Here is a 14,735-nt window from a genome sequence, read left to right as displayed (position 1 = left end):
CTTCGGGGAGAAAAGTGCCGGTCAGGCAGTGGTGCCTAGTACCACTGGTTGGCCTGCCAGAACGACCAGGCGCCACAGGGGCTGCCGTACCGCTCGTTCATGTAGCTCAGGCCCCACTTGATCTGGGTGGCCGGGTTGGTGCGCCAGTCGGCACCGGCGGACGACATCTTGGTGCCGGGCAGCGCCTGGACGAGGCCGTACGCGCCGGACGAGGGGTTCGTCGCCGTGTAGTCCCAGGTGCTCTCGTTGTTCACGATGTTGCTGAAGCACTGGAACTGGTCCGAGGGGACCATCTGCCGGGCCATGGCCTGGACCTCGGAGACGGAGTACGAGCCCTTGACCGCGAAGTCCGAGGCGTCGCGCGTGGCGGAACGACTGCTGACGTCGTCGTCCTTCTCGCGCTCCTTGGCCTTCTCCTCGGCCTCCTTCTTCTTGGCCTCTTCCTCCGCGGCTTCCTTCTTCGCGGTGGCGTCCTCGGCGGCCTGCTTGCGCGCGGACTCCTCGGCGTCCTTCTTCGCCGCGGTGTCCGCGGCGTCGGCCTGCGTGTCCGCCTGCTGCGTGAGGGATGCAGTCTGCACCCGGACGTTATGTCCGGCGGGGATGTCCGCGAGGATCGTCGCGTCGGCCGCGGTGGCCTCGACCCGGTCGGTCGTGCCCTGCTCATGGCCTGCGGCGACGCCGACAACGGCGCCAACGGTGGTGACCGCGGTGGCAGAAGCCACGGCGAATCCCCGGACCGAAATCCGGCTCACACGATTTCCTTCCAGCATCGCCCGCATAGGTGACCTTGCGGACGCAATCGTGCCCCTGGCGCTGACCTCCGCTAGGACGGCCGCCGGAATCGGGACCGTCTGGTCACTGGAGGCACTGACCCGGTGGGCCCTCCCGCATGAGGAGGTCCGCAAAGTGCTCGGGCGGCGTACGGCGACGCTGTTCAGTTATCGGTTCCGCATCGCCCCCGGAGGGGCCCAAGTGCCGTACGCGGGGCCTGACAGGACCCAGACTCTGCCTGAACGGCACGCTCCGAGGCAATTCTTGGTTACGTGTGAAAGCTCACACGCCGTTTACTCCTGCGGTTTCGCGGAAACTGCGGCGCGACACGACAGCGCGCGGCTAGGCTCCTCCGCCCGCCGCGCGCCCCCGGGTTGCACATCCCCTCAGATCCGGCCGTCCTCCAGCATTTCGGTCACCAGCGCCGCGATCGGCGAACGTTCGGAACGCGTGAGCGTGACATGTGAGAAGAGGGGGTGCCCCTTCAGCTTCTCCACCACCGCCACCACACCGTCGTACCGCCCGACGCGCAGATTGTCCCGCTGTGCCACGTCATGGGTGAGCACCACACGCGAGTTGGCGCCGATCCGGGAGAGCACGGTGAGCAGGACGTTGCGTTCCAGCGACTGCGCCTCGTCCACGATCACGAACGCGTCGTGCAGCGAACGGCCCCGGATGTGGGTGAGCGGCAGCACCTCCAGCATCCCGCGCCCCACCACCTCCTCGATGACCTCGGAGGTCGTCACGGCCGACAGCGTGTCGAAGACCGCCTGGGCCCACGGGCTCATCTTCTCCGCCTCGCTGCCCGGCAGATAGCCCAACTCCTGCCCGCCGACCGCGTACAGCGGGCGGAAGACCATCACCTTGCGGTGCTGCCGCCGCTCCAGCACGGCCTCCAGCCCGGCGCACAGCGCCAGCGCCGACTTGCCCGTACCCGCCCGGCCGCCCATCGAGACGATCCCGATCTCCGGGTCGAGCAGCAGGTCCAGCGCCACGCGCTGCTCCGCGCTGCGCCCGTGGATGCCGAACGCCTCCCGGTCGCCGCGCACCAGCCGCACCGAGCCGTCGGCCGTCACCCTGCCCAGCGCCTTGCCGCGCTCGGACAGCAGCACCAGGCCGGTGTGCACCGGCAGTTCGGCGGCCTCGGGCACGTACGCGCGCTCGTCGGCGAAGAGTTCGTCGACCTGCTCGGCGGTGACGGTCAGCTCCGCCATCCCCGTCCAGCCGGAGTCGGTGATCGCCAGCTCGGCGCGGTACTCCTCGGCCAGCAGCCCCACGGACGACGCCTTGATGCGCAGCGGCAGGTCCTTGGAGACGACGGTGACGTCGTACCCCTCGGCCTGGAGGTTGCGGGCGACCGCGAGGATGCGCGAGTCGTTGTCGCCGAGGCGGTAGCCGGCGGGCAGTATGCCCGGATCCGTGTGGTTGAGCTCGACCCTGAGCGTGCCGCCGAGCTCGCCGATGGGGATCGGCGAATCCAGCCGGCCGTGCCGCATCCGGTAGTCGTCCAGCAGGCGCAGGGCCTTGCGGGCGAAGTAGCCGAGCTCCGGATGGTGCCTCTTGGCCTCCAACTCCGTGACCACCACGACGGGGAGCACGACCTCGTGCTCGTCGAAGCGGGACATGGCTCCTGGGTCGGCCAGCAGGACGCTGGTGTCGAGAACATAGGTGCGCCGGTCGCCATCACGGCGCTTCTTGCTGGTCACCACGGGTGGACGAACCCCCTCGTGCAGAGGTAAGGGCGCGACGAAGTCGCGGGGAATGGGCCGGGTCCGTGCCCCACCAGGGTTGCCGGTCGTCCGGCCCGCCGTGCCTGCCGTGCGGCCTGTCGGGGCCGCTCGGTGCGCACGGTCGTCGTCCTGGTGCAAAGGGCCTCCCGGGCGGACGGCCCCATGCCGCCCGCTGGCAGAGCGACGGTCCCAGTACCGACCGTCGGCCTGGAGGGGATATTCCCGCTGGACCGCTTGACCATGCAACGGCATATGCGACGAGCAGGTGAACGATTGATCCGTCGTCACTCGTACTGGCGTTCAGCCCGCTGGGGGGCCACCGCCTGATGCCGGGCTACCACCCGATGCGTGGCCACCGCCCGAGGGGTGGCCACGCCCCGCGGCCCGTCAGTTCCCGTAGCGCCGGTGACGCGCCGCGTAGTCCCGCAGCGCGCGCAGGAAGTCGACCTTGCGGAACGCGGGCCAGAAGACCTCGCAGAAGTAGTACTCGGAGTGCGCGCTCTGCCAGAGCATGAAGCCGGACAGCCGCTGCTCGCCGCTGGTGCGGATGATGAGGTCCGGGTCGGGCTGGCCGCGCGTGTAGAGGTGCTTGGTGATGTGGTCGATGTCGACCTTCTCGGCCAGCTCCTCGAAGGAGTCGCCGTGGTCCGCCGCCTCCAGCACCAGGGAGCGGACGGCGTCGACGATCTCCTGGCGGCCGCCGTAGCCGACGGCGACGTTGACGAGTATGCCGTCGACGTCCAGCGTGTCCTGCTCGGCTTCCTTCAGGACCGTCTGGGTCCGGGACGGCAGCAGGTCGAGGGTGCCCACGTGGTGGACGCGCCAGCGGCCGTCGGCGGCCAGGCCGCGCACCGTGTTCTCGATGATGTTCAGCAGCGGGCCCAGCTGGTCGGCCGGCCGGTCGAGGTTGTCCGTCGACAGCATCCAGAGGGTGACGACCTCGACGTCGGTCTCGGCGCACCAGCCGAGCAGCTCGGAGATCTTGTCGGCCCCCGCCTGGTGGCCCTGCTCCAGCGTCCGGCCGTCGGCCCGGGCCCAGCGGCGGTTGCCGTCGAGGATGACGCCGATGTGCTTGGGCACCTGGGCGTGGTCGAGGCGGCCTTCCACCCGGCGTGCGTAAAGCCTGTACACCAGGTCGCGCAACTTCACTCTTCCTGCCCCTCCATGCCACGGCGGTCGCCCCCGAAGGCGCCACACTACTGCCAGCGTGTCGCGAGAACCCAACTCGGCCTGTCACAGGACCGTGATAGTCAGATGCACATGACCGATCCCTCGCTCTACCGCGCGGCCGAGACGCGCTACGACTCCATGGAGTACCGGCGTACGGGCCGCAGCGGGCTCAAGCTGCCCGCCATCTCCCTGGGACTGTGGCACAACTTCGGCGACGACCGCACCCTCGACTCGCAGCGGGCCATCCTGCGCCGGGCCTTCGACCTCGGCGTCACCCACTTCGATCTGGCCAACAACTACGGTCCGCCGCCAGGGTCCGCCGAGGAGAACTTCGGCAAGCTCTTCGCGCAGGATTTCCGGCCCTACCGGGACGAAATCATCGTCTCCACCAAGGCCGGCTATCTGATGCACCCCGGCCCGTACGGCGAGTGGGGCTCGCGCAAGTACCTGCTGTCCTCGCTCGACGCCTCGCTGCGCCGCATGGGTGTCGATTACGTCGACATCTTCTATTCGCACCGTTTCGACCCGCACACGCCGCTCGAGGAGACGATGGGCGCCCTCGCGTCCGCGGTCCGGCAGGGCAAGGCGCTGTACGCGGGCGTCTCGTCCTACAACGCGCAGCAGACGCGGGAGGCCGCCCGGCTGCTGCGCGAGATGGGCGTGCCCGCGCTGATCCACCAGCCCTCGTACTCCATGATCAACCGCTGGACGGAGGACGACGCGCTGCTGGACACCCTGGAGGACGAGGGCATGGGCTGCATCGCCTTCGCGCCGCTCGCCCAGGGACTGCTCACGGACAAATACCTGCAGGGCATCCCCGAGGGCTCGCGGGCGGCGCAGGGCAAGTCGCTGGACCCGGCGCTGCTGAGCGAGGAGGTCGTGGGCCGGCTGCGCGGGCTGAACGAGATCGCCGCCAACCGTGGCCAGTCGCTGGCGCAGCTCGCGCTGTCCTGGGTGCTGCGGGACGAGCGGATGACCTCGGCGCTGATCGGAGCCTCCAGCGTGGCGCAGCTCGAGGCGAACGTCGGCGCGCTCGGCTCGGACCCGCTCACCAAGGAGGAGCTGGCCGAAATCGATGCCCTGGCGGTGAGCACGGAGGGCGTCAACATCTGGGCGCGGCGCGGGGATTCCTAGGCCGGTTCACGACCGGCCGGCGGCGCCCGGACCGGTGGGGGGCGGACGCCGGTTCAAGATCAACTCCCGCGCCTCACACGCTCCGACACGGACAGTGACGACCGGGAACGAAAAACGGGCCGGTCCGTGGGGGGGATACGGACCGGCCCGAGGGGGGGTTTCCACCATAACCGGTCGGCGGCCGTGATTCACGCACCGACGGGGGTGACAGTGCGTGGCGTGCTGACTTGTGACCTTCTTTTTGATCTTGAACGCGGCGGCGCGCAGGGCCCCTTCGGGGTTCGCGGATCCCCGCAATCCCGGGCCCGAGGGAGAGAACCGGCCATGCGGCGCACGGCCTGTGCGGGGGTCGGATCACCTCGCCGAAAGGTCGTGCAAAGTCATCATCGGCTTGACGGCATTCCCGACGTCATTGACGTCACACGTGCGAGCGCGGCCGATTTCGTGCACGAATCGTGACATCCGCCGGGGCCCGGCGCGTACGCCGGGCGAGGTCGGGGACCAGGGTCAGCGCCCCGGCGGCGGCCAGGACGGCCCCGAGCCACAGCGGCGCCCGGAGCCCGAAGGCCCCGATGGCCACCCCGCCGGCCCAGGAGCCGATGACGACGCCGAACGTGATGAAGGAGGCGTGGACGGTGTTGACCAGCGGCCGGGCGTTGGCGGCCCGCTGCACGCGGGTGGCCATGGCCGGATTCATGGTGACGCCGACCAGGCCTATGCCCATCATGCACACCACCGCCGGGGCCTTCAGGTGGGCCAGCAGGGCGAACCCGGTCAGGAACAGCGCATTGAGCAGCAGGCCGCACAGCAGTACGGGCACGGCGTACCGGTCGGCGAGCCGGCCGACGACGTGGTTGCCGGCCACGGTGGCCGCTCCGTAGGCGATGAGCAGGACGGGCACGGCGCCGGTGCCGAAGCCGGTGACCTCGGTGAGGATCGGGTTGAAGTAGCTGAACGCGCAGAACGTCGCGCCGATGATGAACGTGCTGGTGGTCAGCGCGAGCCACAGACGGCGGTTCCGGAACACCTGCATCTCCTCGCGCAGGCTCCCGCCCCCGTCGGCGTGTCCCACCGCCGGCACCCCGGCCGCCGTGCACAGTGCGGCGACGACGGTCAGGGCGGCGATGGCCCAGAACGCGGCCCGCCAGCCGAAGGCCGCCCCGATCAGCGTGGAGAGCGGGAGCCCGAGCAGGGTGCCGAGCATCAGCCCGTTCAGGACGACGGCCATCGCGCGCCCGCGCACCTCGGGACGGGTCAGCTGGGCGCACAGGGAGATGGCGACGCCGAAGAAGGCCTGCGAGGCGACGCCGGTCACGACCCGCGCCACCAGCATGAGCGCGTAGCCGGTCGCGGTGGCGGCCAGCACATTGCCCACGAGGAAGATCAGGAAGAGCGCCATCAGGGCCGGCTTGGGGCGCAGCCGGAGCACCGCCACGGTCAGGAAGGGCCCGCCGAACGCCATGGCCATGGCGAAGGCGGTGATCAGATAGCCGATCTGCGGAACGGTGACACCGAGCCCGCCGGCCATCTGCGGCATCAGCCCGGCGACGACGAACTCGCTGGTCACCATGGCGAAGATGCCGAGGGCCAGCACGTATACAGCGCGCGGCATGGAGGGTCCTCCGTTTTGGATTGATCAGTACAAAATCTGGCCATGCGAGGGCCGGGCGACTGCGGTGGGGCCGCGAAGGAGTAAGGAGAGAGGAGTCAGGAGTAAGGGGAGAGGAGTGAGAGGTGAAGGAGTAAGGGGGTAAGGGGGGTAAGGAGTGGGGCGGACGGGCGGGATCAGATCGCGTCGAGCGCCGTACGGGCGATGGCGCGCAGCGCCATCGCGTCGGCCCCGGCGCGGGCCGCGACCCGGATTCCGCTGACGGTCGCGATGACGAAGTGTGCGAGCGCCCGGGCGTCCCGGTCGGCGGCGATGTCGCCGTCCCGCTGCCCGGACGCGAAGACGGCGGTCAGGGCGTCGAGCCTGCGCGCATAGTCGCGCTCCAGCTCCCGCGCCACCTCCGCGTCGCGCGCCGCGAGCTCCACGGCGGTGTTGACGTACAGGCAACCCCGGCCGTCGCCGTCCCGCGCGGTCTCCTCGGCCACGATGCGGCTCAGCAGGGCCTCGACCCGCTCCCGGGCGGGCCGGTCCTCCTCGAGCAGCCCGGTCAGCTCGTCCGTACGACGTGCCATGTAGCGGGCGAGGGCGCGACGGAAGAGCTCATGCTTGCTGTGGAAGGTGTTGTAGATGCTGCTCCGGCCCAGGCCGGTGGCCTCGCACAGGTCCTGGGTCGACGTCGCCTCGTACCCGGTGGTCCAGAACGCCTCCATCGCGGCGTCGACCGCCCGCTCCTCGTCGAACTTCCTCGGCCTGGCCATGACGCGACGGTACCAGTTTTTGGATCACTCAGTCCAATACCCCGTCCAATACCTCGGCCCAATGCCTCAGCCGCCGCAGCGGGCCCCCGCCAGCAGCCCCGCCCACGCTCCCACGATCATGAACGGCCCCAGGGCGAGCGCGTCGCCGCGCCGCGCGCGGCGGGCCAGCATCAGGCCCGTGCCGTAGAGCGAGCCCAGCAGCAGTCCGGCGAAGGCCCCCAGGAACAGCACCCCCCATCCGTACCAGCCCAGGGCGCATCCCAGCCCGGCGGCGAGCTTGACGTCGCCGAAGCCCATGCCGCCCGGGTGCAGCAGGAACAGGGTGAAGTAGCCGGCCGCCAGCGCCAGCCCGCCCAGCAGGGCCCGCGGCCAGGACCCCGCCGCGCCGGGTATCAGCGCGGCGACGCCGAGCAGTGCGGCCGTGCCGAGGGCCAGCGGCACGGTCAGCACGTCCGGGAGCCGTCGCACCGACCAGTCCACGCCGGCCAGCACCACGGCCACCGGCGTCGCGAGCAGCCACACCGCCAGCTCCGGCCGCACCCCGACGGCCGCCGCGAGCGCCGCGCACACCAGGGCCGTCACCCCCGCCGGCCACGTCGCCCCGGGGCCATACCTCCCCCCGCACACTCCGCACCGCGCCCGGCCCGCCCACCCGGCAACGGAATGGCCGCACGCCCCGGCCGAGCGCCACTCCTCCTCCGGCTCCACGGCCAGCCGGAACCGCGCGCGGGGCACCAGAGCCCCGGCCAGGGCGCCGTACACGGCCGCAGCGGCGATCAACAGCGAGTACATGCCCCGAGGTTACGCACGATCACCGCACTCCCGCCGGGCCTGTGGATAACCTGTCCGCATGACCCTCCGGCAGGACGGACCCGGCCAACTCCGCGTCACCGCAAGCGGCCTGACCGTCCCGCTGGAGATCGCCGCCTCCTTCCGCGCCCGCTCCCGCGGCCTCCTCGGCCGCGACGCGATCGAGGGCGCGCTGCTCCTCACCCCCGCGAGCGGCGTCCACACCTGGCGCATGCGCTTCCCCATCGACGTGGCCTACCTGGACCGGGACTTGACCGTGCTGTCCGTACGCACCATGCGTCCCAGCCGCCTCGGTGCACCCCGCCCCAGGGCGCGGCACGTCCTGGAATCGGCCGCCGGAGCGATGGCGCAATGGGGTGTGCACTCCGGCGTACGCGTGGAAATCCTTCCGCGCGGAGAAAGATGACGGGAAGGCATTTTCTCGCCGCGAAAATACGGTGAGATTATCAAATGTTTTCCAAGTTTGGAGATTGGTCCAGTATCGGTAAATCGACAACGGACTTAATCTGTGCTGCACAGGCCCAGCGCTGAGCCTCTGAATTCTCCACCCCTACGGGAGAAGGACGATGAGCGAAAACACCAACGGCAGTATTGCCGCGGAGGGCCTCGCGGCCCGCGATCCGGCAGTGCGCGACGCCCCCAGGACCGAGCCGGCGGTCGTGCCCGCCGACGCCGTGATCGAGACCGACGAGGCCGGCGGCGCCCGGCACCGGCCCGGGCGGGTGGCGGCATCCGGCGAGCGCCGGCTGCACTCCGGCCCCGGCGACCGACTCGAACCGAACGCGGGCTGAAAGGGCGGGAAAAGCGATGCTGCGACTGTGCAACAACTATTCCTCCCTCACCTCCACCGCATTCATCATGCGGGACCCGCGCTGCCCCGAGGGATGGCTGAAGTTCGGCTGGTACAACCTTCAGCCGGGCGAATGCCGGGACATCTACACCGGCTGTGCGTCGGCGGTGAACCGCTTCTGGTACTTCCACTCGGAGGCGACCGACGGCGCGGTGTGGGCCGGGCCGTTCGAGTTCTGCGTGCAGGACCCGGCGTTCCAGTGGTGTCTCAACAGGTGTGACTCCGGCGGCTATATCGTCGGATTCCGCGAGCTCGACGTGAACAGTTTCTGCAACTTCACGCTCACGCTCTCGGCGTGATCGCACCCGCCCCGCGTCCCCGGCCCCCACCGGCCGGGGACGCGGGGCTCCCACGCGCCCGTACGGTGTGCGCCCCCTAGCCGTCGCGGCGGCGGGCCGCCAGGGTCCAGGCGCCGAGGCCCAGCAGCAGGGCCGATCCGGTGCCGATGCCGGCGTAGCCGATGATCCGCAGCCGTCCGTTCCGGGGGCCGCCGCCCGCCGCGGCCACGAGCTCGCCGCCGACGGCGCCGCCGCGCCCGATGTCCTCCTCGTGACCGGCCTTCCGGGCGCCCGCCACCTCGACCTTGAGCGTGACGGGTACGCCACGGCCCCGTGCGTCCCGTGCGTCCCGGCGGACCTTCGGGCTGAGGCTGACCTGCAGGTAGTACCAGCCCGCGAAGTGCATGCCCCGGGCGGCCTCGCCGCCGGCGCCGGCGTCGCCGTACGCGGCCGGGGGCGTGGCCAGCGAGACGGTGGCGGGCTTGCCCTGGTAGCCGCCGGTGCGGTTCATCACGTAGCCGCGGGCGGAATTGCTGAGTCCCAGCCGCACCCCGCGCACCACATACGGCCCCGCGTCCGGCGTCGGCCCGAACTCCGCGTCCGCGAAGAGCTGTTCGCCCGCGTCCACCGACACCCGGTAGAAGCGCGTCTCACCCGGCCGGAGCTCGTCCTTCCATACGCCAGACCGCAGCTCGGCGGCGTCGTTGAAGCCCGTTCCGCCCGTGACGCCCTCCCCCTCCCCCAGCGGCGGGCCGGACGGCGCCCGCGAACTCCAGCCGCCGGGGGCGGGCGGGGCGTCGGTCTCGTTCTTCCGCGGCGCCTCCGCCACGTACTTCAGCTCGACCGGTACGGCCGCGTCGTCGCCGCCGGTGGCGTCCCCGCGCTGGACGACGAAGCGGTACGTACCGGCGCTCGCGCACGGGCCGCCCGCCCGTACGACGCGTTCCGCGTAGTCGGCCACGGGGTAGGCCCCGCCCGCCGACAGGAACGATCTGTTCCGGCCGCTCCCGCACGGGGTGCCGTCCGGCGCCTGCAGTGCCACCTCGATCCCGTCCCGCAGCCCCATCGAACCGCCGGGCCTCGGGACGGCGACGGCGGACACGAACGCGCTGGACTGTCCGTCCAGCTCCACGCTGTAGTACTTCTTCTCGCCGGGCCTGATGCTGTCCGTGTACGTGCTCGCCCCGGCCTTCAGCAGGGGCCCGTCGCCGCTGCTGCCCGACCCCGTCACAGCCGTCGCTCCGGAGGCCATCCGGTACGCCGCCGGCCCGTCGGCCGCCTCGGCCGTCCCGGTCGCCAGCGCACTGAGTGCGACCGCCGCCCCGACGAACCGCCCGCCCCTCATCTCCCGCCTCCCTCAGCACTCCCCGCCGCTCCCGGCGGGGCCCATCCTGCCGTGACCGGGGGCGAGTTCGCGACAGGACGGCCGCAAGTGTGCGGTCGCCGGGGGGGTGGCTAGCCGCCGCGGGGGAAGCTCACCTCGACGCGGCGGTTCTTGCGGCGGCCGTCCTCCGTGGCGTTGTCGGCGATGGGGTACTGCTCGCCGTAGCCGCGGATCTCGTAGCGCATCGAGGACGAGCCGAGGTTCTCGGCGAGCTGTCGCTGGACGGCGTTGGCGCGCTCCTTGGACAGGGCGGTGCCGTGGTCGGCCGAGCCGAGGTCGTCGGTGAAGCCGAAGATCCGCAGGGCGGTGGCGCGCTGCTTCCTGACCTCGTCGGCGATGGCGCGGATGCGCGCGTTGGCCGTGTCGCCGAGCCGGGCGCTGTCCTTGTCGAAGAGGACCTCGGCCTGCAGGGCGAAGGTGACGTCGGCGTTGGTGTCCGCGCGGCGCTCCTCGCCGTCGCCCGTCTCGACGACGGACTTGATGTCCAGGACGCGTCCGGGCGCGAGCTTCGCGCCCGGGCGCAGCCTCAGGCCCGGCGCGGTCGCGTCGATCTTCACCGGGGGCGTCGTCCGGGCGGATCCGGCGGGACCGCTGCCGGGGCCGCCGTCGGCGTACGCGGGGACGACGGCCGTGAGGGCCGCCGCGGCGGCGAGAACCGTGCCGCACAGGGAGCGGTGGGTCGGCCACATGACGCGCTCACCCGGAGATCGGGATGCGGACGGACGGCATGGTCGGCAGTTGGAAGTCCACCGTCCTGACGTCGTCGGGCGGGGCGGGGAACTGGGCGAAGACGGCCCGGCTCTCGCTGGGCCGGATGTTGACCAGGCCCGTGGTGCACAGGCACTCCCCGTCGGTGTCGCGCAGGACGAGGTAGCGCTTCTTGCCCGCCTGGTCGATGAGGGAGGCTCCGGACACCGAGGACTGGGACTTCATTTCCGTCTCCTTCGACCGCCACGTCAGTGACGTGTAGGGCTTGGTGCCCCGGTTCGCCACCGTTCCGTTGACGGTGACGAAGCCGCCTTTCTCGCGCACGGCGGAATGGAGGACGACCACTATTCCGTCCGGGCCCCTGATCTCGCCGATCGTCGCCGTCGGCCGCGGGCCGGGCTTGTCCGTGGCGGTGCCACGGGAAGCGGCGGAATTTCTCGCGGAATTCACGTCGGGTCTCTTCTCCCCGTCGTCTTCCCCGCCCCCGCAGCCCGTCAGGGCGAGGGCCGTGACGACCGCGAGCGCCGTTCCTGCCATCCGAGAGGTCATGGGTGCGTTGTCCGTCCGTTCGTTCGTCCGTCCGGGATTCGGTGGAAAGCCAGTCGGCCGGTCAGCCGCTGGACCAGAGGGTGGGCCGGCGGGCCGGTCGGTCACTCGGTCAGTCGTACGGTGAACAGGTCCGCCGCCGTCACGACGGCATCCGGCCGCTTCGGGTCGACGACCACGGTCCCCCCGTCGCAGGCCAGGGTGCGGCCGTCGGCGGCGCGGGGCGCGCAGCGCGGTGCGACGACGGCCTCGGCCGTCGCCGTGGCGTGCCGGTCCTCGGTGCCGGGCACCACCGAGGCGCCCACCGTCCGCGCGGAGGTGACGCTCACGTGGAACGAGCCGGGGGCGTCGCCCTCCTCGCAGGTGATCGCCGGCCGGGCGCCGTTCGCCTCGGCGTACGCGGCCGCCGCGCGGCAGGCCCGGTCCCGGTCGGCGCCGCGTCCCGCGAGCCAGCCGACCCAGTCGCCGCCGGTGCCCGAGGCCGCCGCCAGGAAGCCCGTGCGCAGCTGGTCCCGGTAGTCCTGGGCGGCCGCCAGGGCGGCGGCGTCGGCGGCGGTCTGGGTCGCGTTCTTGGCCGCCCCGGCCCGGCCGACGACGAAGAAGGCCAGGGCGAGGAAGAGCAGTGCCGCCACGGCGGTGATGTAGAGGGGGAACGCCTGTCCGGCGTCCCGGCTCAACCGGTGATCCGCTGGATCTGATTGGTGATGGCGGTGGCGATCATCGTGCCGAAGTCCGTCGTGGTCAGGACGAGAATGATCGCCACGACTACCGCGATGATGCCGAGGTATTCGACCGAGGTCTGTCCCCGGTCGTCCGCGCGGAGTTCCCGGGACACTCGACGTCCCCGAAAGCGCTTTCGCATTGTGTTCCCCTCCATGGGTGGTGTGCTGCCGACCCTTTTCCCTTCCCTCACAGGGCAGTTGGGACACCACACGCCTCACCCCCAGTTCCCCGAAAACTGTCCCACAGCCCATTGCACCCGCGAAGCGTCTTCACGTACTTCGCGCATCTCACCCCCGGCCGCCGAAGAGGTCGCTCCCCTGGCACCCGGGTTCACTCCCCGGTGATCGAGCCGAAGTCCATGCCCGACCCCAGGAAGAATCCGGCGATCAGCAGGATCATCGTTCCCGGCACCATGAACGTCGTGATGACCATCGTGGCCTTCGGCACCGCCCGGGCCGCCCGGCGGCGGGCCAGCTGGGCGTCGGTGCGGCGCATGTCGGTGGCGATCTCGATGAGCGTGTCGACGATCGGGGTGCCCAGCTCCTCGCCCTGCTGCAGCGCCGTGACGAACTGGGCGACCTGCTCCGAGTCGTTGCGCTTGCGCAGTTCGTCGAAGGCCTGGCGGCGGCTGACGCCCATGTCCATCCGGCGCAGCGTGATGCGCAGTTCGTCCGCCCACGGGCCCTCGTACCGCTCGGAGACCCGGTCGAGCGCCTGCCGGAAGCCCAGGCCGGCGCTCACGACCACCGCGAGCACGTCGAGGAAGTCCGGCAGCGTCCGCTCGATGGCGTCCCGCCGCTCGCGCACCGCGGCCCAGATGCCGACCTCGATCCAGAACAGCCCGAAGCCGACGAGCAGCAGCGCGAGCACGCCCTGCCCCTTCAGGAGCATCACCAGCGCCCCGCCGAAGCCGAGCAGGCCGTAGACCGCGCGCCGGGCGGCGTACCGGTCGACGGTCAGGCCGCCCGGATTGCCGGCCCGGTCGATCCTGCGCCGGACCTTCGCCACCCGCTTCTCGCCCATCATCCGCAGCACCAGCGGCGCGTAGCGCATGCCGAGCCGGTCCACGGCCGAGCCGACGGCCGTCGTCCGCGTCGAGCCGACCTCCAGGGCCACCGCGAGGTCCGGCGGAAGCCTGGCCTCGCCGCGGCACAGCAGGACGCCGTAGCAGATGCCCACCGCCGACGCCCCGGCCAGCAGTGCCAGTACGAAGCCCACGTTCCCCACCTCTCACACGTCCCGCCGGCACGTCCCGCACGTCTCGCAGTTCCCACCCGCTCAACAGGTGGCACCCGCCTAACAGGTGTCACCCACCCCACAGGTGTCACACGTCGATCTTCGACATCCGGCGGATCAGGAAGAACCCCAGCGCGTACAGCCCGAAGGCCGCCACCACCGCCAGCTGTCCCGGCCAGCCGGCCGTCATCCGCTCGATCGACCCGGGCGCGATGCGGTCCATCAACAGCAACGTCCCGATGCCCATCAACGGCACGACATAGGCCGTCACCGTCACCTGCGACAGCTGAGTGCGCACCTCGCGCCGGGTCTCCTTGCGTTCCTCCAGGGTCGAGGTCAGGTTGCGCAGCGAGCTGACGACGGTGCCGCCGGCCCGGTGGGAGAGCACCAGCGTGGTGACCAGCACGACCAGTTCGCGCGAGGGCAGCCGGCGGCCCAGCTCGCCCAGGGCCTCGTCGATGGAGTGGCCCACCGCCAGCTGGTCGGCGACCTTGGCCAGCTCCTCGCCCGCCGGGGCCTCCATCTCCTCGGCCGCCATGCCCAGGGCCGTGCGCAGGGCCAGCCCGGCCTGGGTGGCGTTGGCCAGGATGCGCGAGAGCTCCGGCAGCTGGTTGATGAACTTCTCGATCCGCTTGCGCCGCTGCCAGGCCAGGAAGGAGTACGCCGACCACACGGCCACCAGGCCCGCCAGCGGCCCGAAGAACGGCGCCAGCGCCGATGCCGCCACCAGCCACAGCCCCGCCGCCGCGCCCGCCGTGCACACCGCGAACTCGCCCACCGTGACGTCCAGGCCCGTCGACGCGATCCGCAGCTCCAGCCGCCTGCCGGCCGGCGTGGCGCGCAGCCAGCGGTCGGTCCGCGCGAAGTAGCGCGTCCGCCCGGCGGCCGGCAGGGGCGGGGCGTCGGAGAGGCGGTCGACCAGCGCCTGGTGGCGGTCGCGCCCGGTGGCGTACGTCCGTACGCCCGCGACGGCCAGCGCCCCGCACAGCAGGGTGGCGCCGACGGTCAGCAGTGCCAGGTGATCCATG

17 protein-coding genes are annotated in these 14,735 nt (G+C 71.4%); 4 read left to right on the top strand and 13 right to left on the bottom strand.

What is annotated here, in order from left to right; all coding sequences use genetic code 11:
• Positions 1-35: 35 nt before the first annotated feature.
• The 3 genes from IE295_RS29730 to IE295_RS29720 all read right to left on the bottom strand — a co-directional run bounded on the left by IE295_RS29730 (position 36) and on the right by IE295_RS29720 (position 3,650).
• A complete protein-coding gene (locus IE295_RS29730) occupies positions 36-752 on the bottom strand; it encodes an aggregation-promoting factor C-terminal-like domain-containing protein (protein ID WP_505016471.1) in 717 nt (238 codons plus the stop codon).
• 405 nt (positions 753-1,157) lie between these two features.
• Positions 1,158-2,480, bottom strand: a complete 1,323-nt coding sequence (phoH2, locus tag IE295_RS29725; protein WP_190066868.1) for an RNA 5'-3' helicase PhoH2 — start codon at positions 2,478-2,480, stop codon at positions 1,158-1,160.
• Positions 2,481-2,888: 408 nt separating this feature from the next.
• Positions 2,889-3,650, bottom strand: coding sequence for an isoprenyl transferase (locus tag IE295_RS29720; RefSeq protein WP_190066867.1), 762 nt, complete (start codon positions 3,648-3,650; stop codon positions 2,889-2,891).
• 111 nt (positions 3,651-3,761) lie between these two features.
• On the opposite strand from IE295_RS29720, the gene mgrA reads away from it, so the two are divergent.
• Positions 3,762-4,805, top strand: a complete 1,044-nt coding sequence (gene mgrA, locus IE295_RS29715) for an L-glyceraldehyde 3-phosphate reductase (RefSeq protein WP_190066866.1) — start codon at positions 3,762-3,764, stop codon at positions 4,803-4,805.
• 418 nt (positions 4,806-5,223) lie between these two features.
• Here mgrA and IE295_RS29710 read toward each other — a convergent pair whose 3' ends face one another.
• From IE295_RS29710 to IE295_RS29700, 3 genes are all read right to left on the bottom strand, one after another.
• The gene (locus IE295_RS29710) at positions 5,224-6,417 is read right to left on the bottom strand and encodes an MFS transporter (protein WP_190066865.1); all 1,194 of its coding nucleotides are present in this window, start codon (positions 6,415-6,417) and stop codon (positions 5,224-5,226) included.
• Positions 6,418-6,590: 173 nt separating this feature from the next.
• A complete protein-coding gene (locus IE295_RS29705; protein WP_190066864.1) occupies positions 6,591-7,172 on the bottom strand; it encodes a TetR/AcrR family transcriptional regulator in 582 nt (193 codons plus the stop codon).
• Between the two features lie 66 nt (positions 7,173-7,238).
• A complete protein-coding gene (locus IE295_RS29700; RefSeq protein ID WP_190066863.1) occupies positions 7,239-7,964 on the bottom strand; it encodes a prepilin peptidase in 726 nt (241 codons plus the stop codon).
• A 58-nt stretch (positions 7,965-8,022) separates the two neighbouring features.
• On the opposite strand from IE295_RS29700, the gene IE295_RS29695 reads away from it, so the two are divergent.
• The 3 genes from IE295_RS29695 to IE295_RS29685 all read left to right on the top strand — a co-directional run bounded on the left by IE295_RS29695 (position 8,023) and on the right by IE295_RS29685 (position 9,131).
• Positions 8,023-8,388 (top strand): DUF192 domain-containing protein, encoded by a 366-nt coding sequence (locus IE295_RS29695; protein WP_190066862.1) that lies wholly within the window; start codon positions 8,023-8,025, stop codon positions 8,386-8,388.
• Positions 8,389-8,548: 160 nt separating this feature from the next.
• Positions 8,549-8,773 carry a hypothetical protein gene (locus IE295_RS29690; protein WP_190066861.1) on the top strand — a complete coding sequence of 75 codons (225 nt, stop codon included), beginning with the start codon at positions 8,549-8,551 and terminating at the stop codon, positions 8,771-8,773.
• A 16-nt stretch (positions 8,774-8,789) separates the two neighbouring features.
• On the top strand, positions 8,790-9,131 hold the full coding sequence (locus IE295_RS29685; protein WP_190066860.1) for a DUF1036 domain-containing protein: 342 nt from the start codon (positions 8,790-8,792) through the stop codon (positions 9,129-9,131).
• A gap of 76 nt (positions 9,132-9,207) precedes the next feature.
• On the opposite strand, the gene IE295_RS29680 is transcribed toward IE295_RS29685, so the two are convergent.
• The 7 genes from IE295_RS29680 to IE295_RS29655 all read right to left on the bottom strand — a co-directional run bounded on the left by IE295_RS29680 (position 9,208) and on the right by IE295_RS29655 (position 14,734).
• Entirely contained in the window at positions 9,208-10,455 is a 1,248-nt protein-coding gene (locus tag IE295_RS29680; RefSeq protein WP_190066859.1) for a hypothetical protein, read from the bottom strand.
• 110 nt (positions 10,456-10,565) lie between these two features.
• Positions 10,566-11,183, bottom strand: a complete 618-nt coding sequence (locus tag IE295_RS29675) for an OmpA family protein (protein ID WP_190066858.1) — start codon at positions 11,181-11,183, stop codon at positions 10,566-10,568.
• Positions 11,184-11,190: 7 nt separating this feature from the next.
• A complete protein-coding gene (locus tag IE295_RS29670; RefSeq protein ID WP_224323469.1) occupies positions 11,191-11,751 on the bottom strand; it encodes a hypothetical protein in 561 nt (186 codons plus the stop codon).
• Positions 11,752-11,852: 101 nt separating this feature from the next.
• On the bottom strand, positions 11,853-12,425 hold the full coding sequence (locus tag IE295_RS29665) for a pilus assembly protein TadG-related protein (protein WP_224323470.1): 573 nt from the start codon (positions 12,423-12,425) through the stop codon (positions 11,853-11,855).
• The gene (locus IE295_RS33960; RefSeq protein ID WP_224323471.1) at positions 12,422-12,610 is read right to left on the bottom strand and encodes a Flp family type IVb pilin; all 189 of its coding nucleotides are present in this window, start codon (positions 12,608-12,610) and stop codon (positions 12,422-12,424) included. Before IE295_RS33960 ends, IE295_RS29665 begins: the two co-directional genes overlap by 4 nt.
• Positions 12,611-12,801: 191 nt before the next feature.
• Positions 12,802-13,689 (bottom strand): DUF5936 domain-containing protein, encoded by an 888-nt coding sequence (locus IE295_RS29660; protein WP_190066856.1) that lies wholly within the window; start codon positions 13,687-13,689, stop codon positions 12,802-12,804.
• 106 nt (positions 13,690-13,795) lie between these two features.
• Positions 13,796-14,734 carry a type II secretion system F family protein gene (locus tag IE295_RS29655; RefSeq protein WP_190066855.1) on the bottom strand — a complete coding sequence of 313 codons (939 nt, stop codon included), beginning with the start codon at positions 14,732-14,734 and terminating at the stop codon, positions 13,796-13,798.
• Position 14,735 lies beyond the last annotated feature (1 nt).

Origin of the sequence: Streptomyces griseocarneus, assembly GCF_014655595.1 — a bacterium.
Lineage (GTDB): Bacteria > Actinomycetota > Actinomycetes > Streptomycetales > Streptomycetaceae > Streptomyces > Streptomyces griseocarneus.
The sequence above is the reverse complement of the archived record's forward strand: the minus strand, read 5'-3'. Positions and strand labels throughout refer to the sequence as shown.

Bases quoted from the DNA above. Each gene is read 5' to 3' on its own strand.
- mgrA (WP_190066866.1), top strand. From the start codon at position 3,762: ATGACCGATCCCTCGCTCTACCGCGCGGCCGAGACGCGCTACGACTCC.
- IE295_RS29710 (WP_190066865.1), bottom strand. From the start codon at position 6,417: ATGCCGCGCGCTGTATACGTGCTGGCCCTCGGCATCTTCGCCATGGTG.
- IE295_RS29705 (WP_190066864.1), bottom strand. From the start codon at position 7,172: ATGGCCAGGCCGAGGAAGTTCGACGAGGAGCGGGCGGTCGACGCCGCG.
- IE295_RS29700 (WP_190066863.1), bottom strand. From the start codon at position 7,964: ATGTACTCGCTGTTGATCGCCGCTGCGGCCGTGTACGGCGCCCTGGCC.
- IE295_RS29695 (WP_190066862.1), top strand. From the start codon at position 8,023: ATGACCCTCCGGCAGGACGGACCCGGCCAACTCCGCGTCACCGCAAGC.
- IE295_RS29690 (WP_190066861.1), top strand. From the start codon at position 8,549: ATGAGCGAAAACACCAACGGCAGTATTGCCGCGGAGGGCCTCGCGGCC.
- IE295_RS29685 (WP_190066860.1), top strand. From the start codon at position 8,790: ATGCTGCGACTGTGCAACAACTATTCCTCCCTCACCTCCACCGCATTC.
- IE295_RS29680 (WP_190066859.1), bottom strand. From the start codon at position 10,455: ATGAGGGGCGGGCGGTTCGTCGGGGCGGCGGTCGCACTCAGTGCGCTG.
- IE295_RS29675 (WP_190066858.1), bottom strand. From the start codon at position 11,183: ATGTGGCCGACCCACCGCTCCCTGTGCGGCACGGTTCTCGCCGCCGCG.
- IE295_RS29670 (WP_224323469.1), bottom strand. From the start codon at position 11,751: ATGACCTCTCGGATGGCAGGAACGGCGCTCGCGGTCGTCACGGCCCTC.
- IE295_RS33960 (WP_224323471.1), bottom strand. From the start codon at position 12,610: ATGCGAAAGCGCTTTCGGGGACGTCGAGTGTCCCGGGAACTCCGCGCG.
- IE295_RS29655 (WP_190066855.1), bottom strand. From the start codon at position 14,734: ATGGATCACCTGGCACTGCTGACCGTCGGCGCCACCCTGCTGTGCGGG.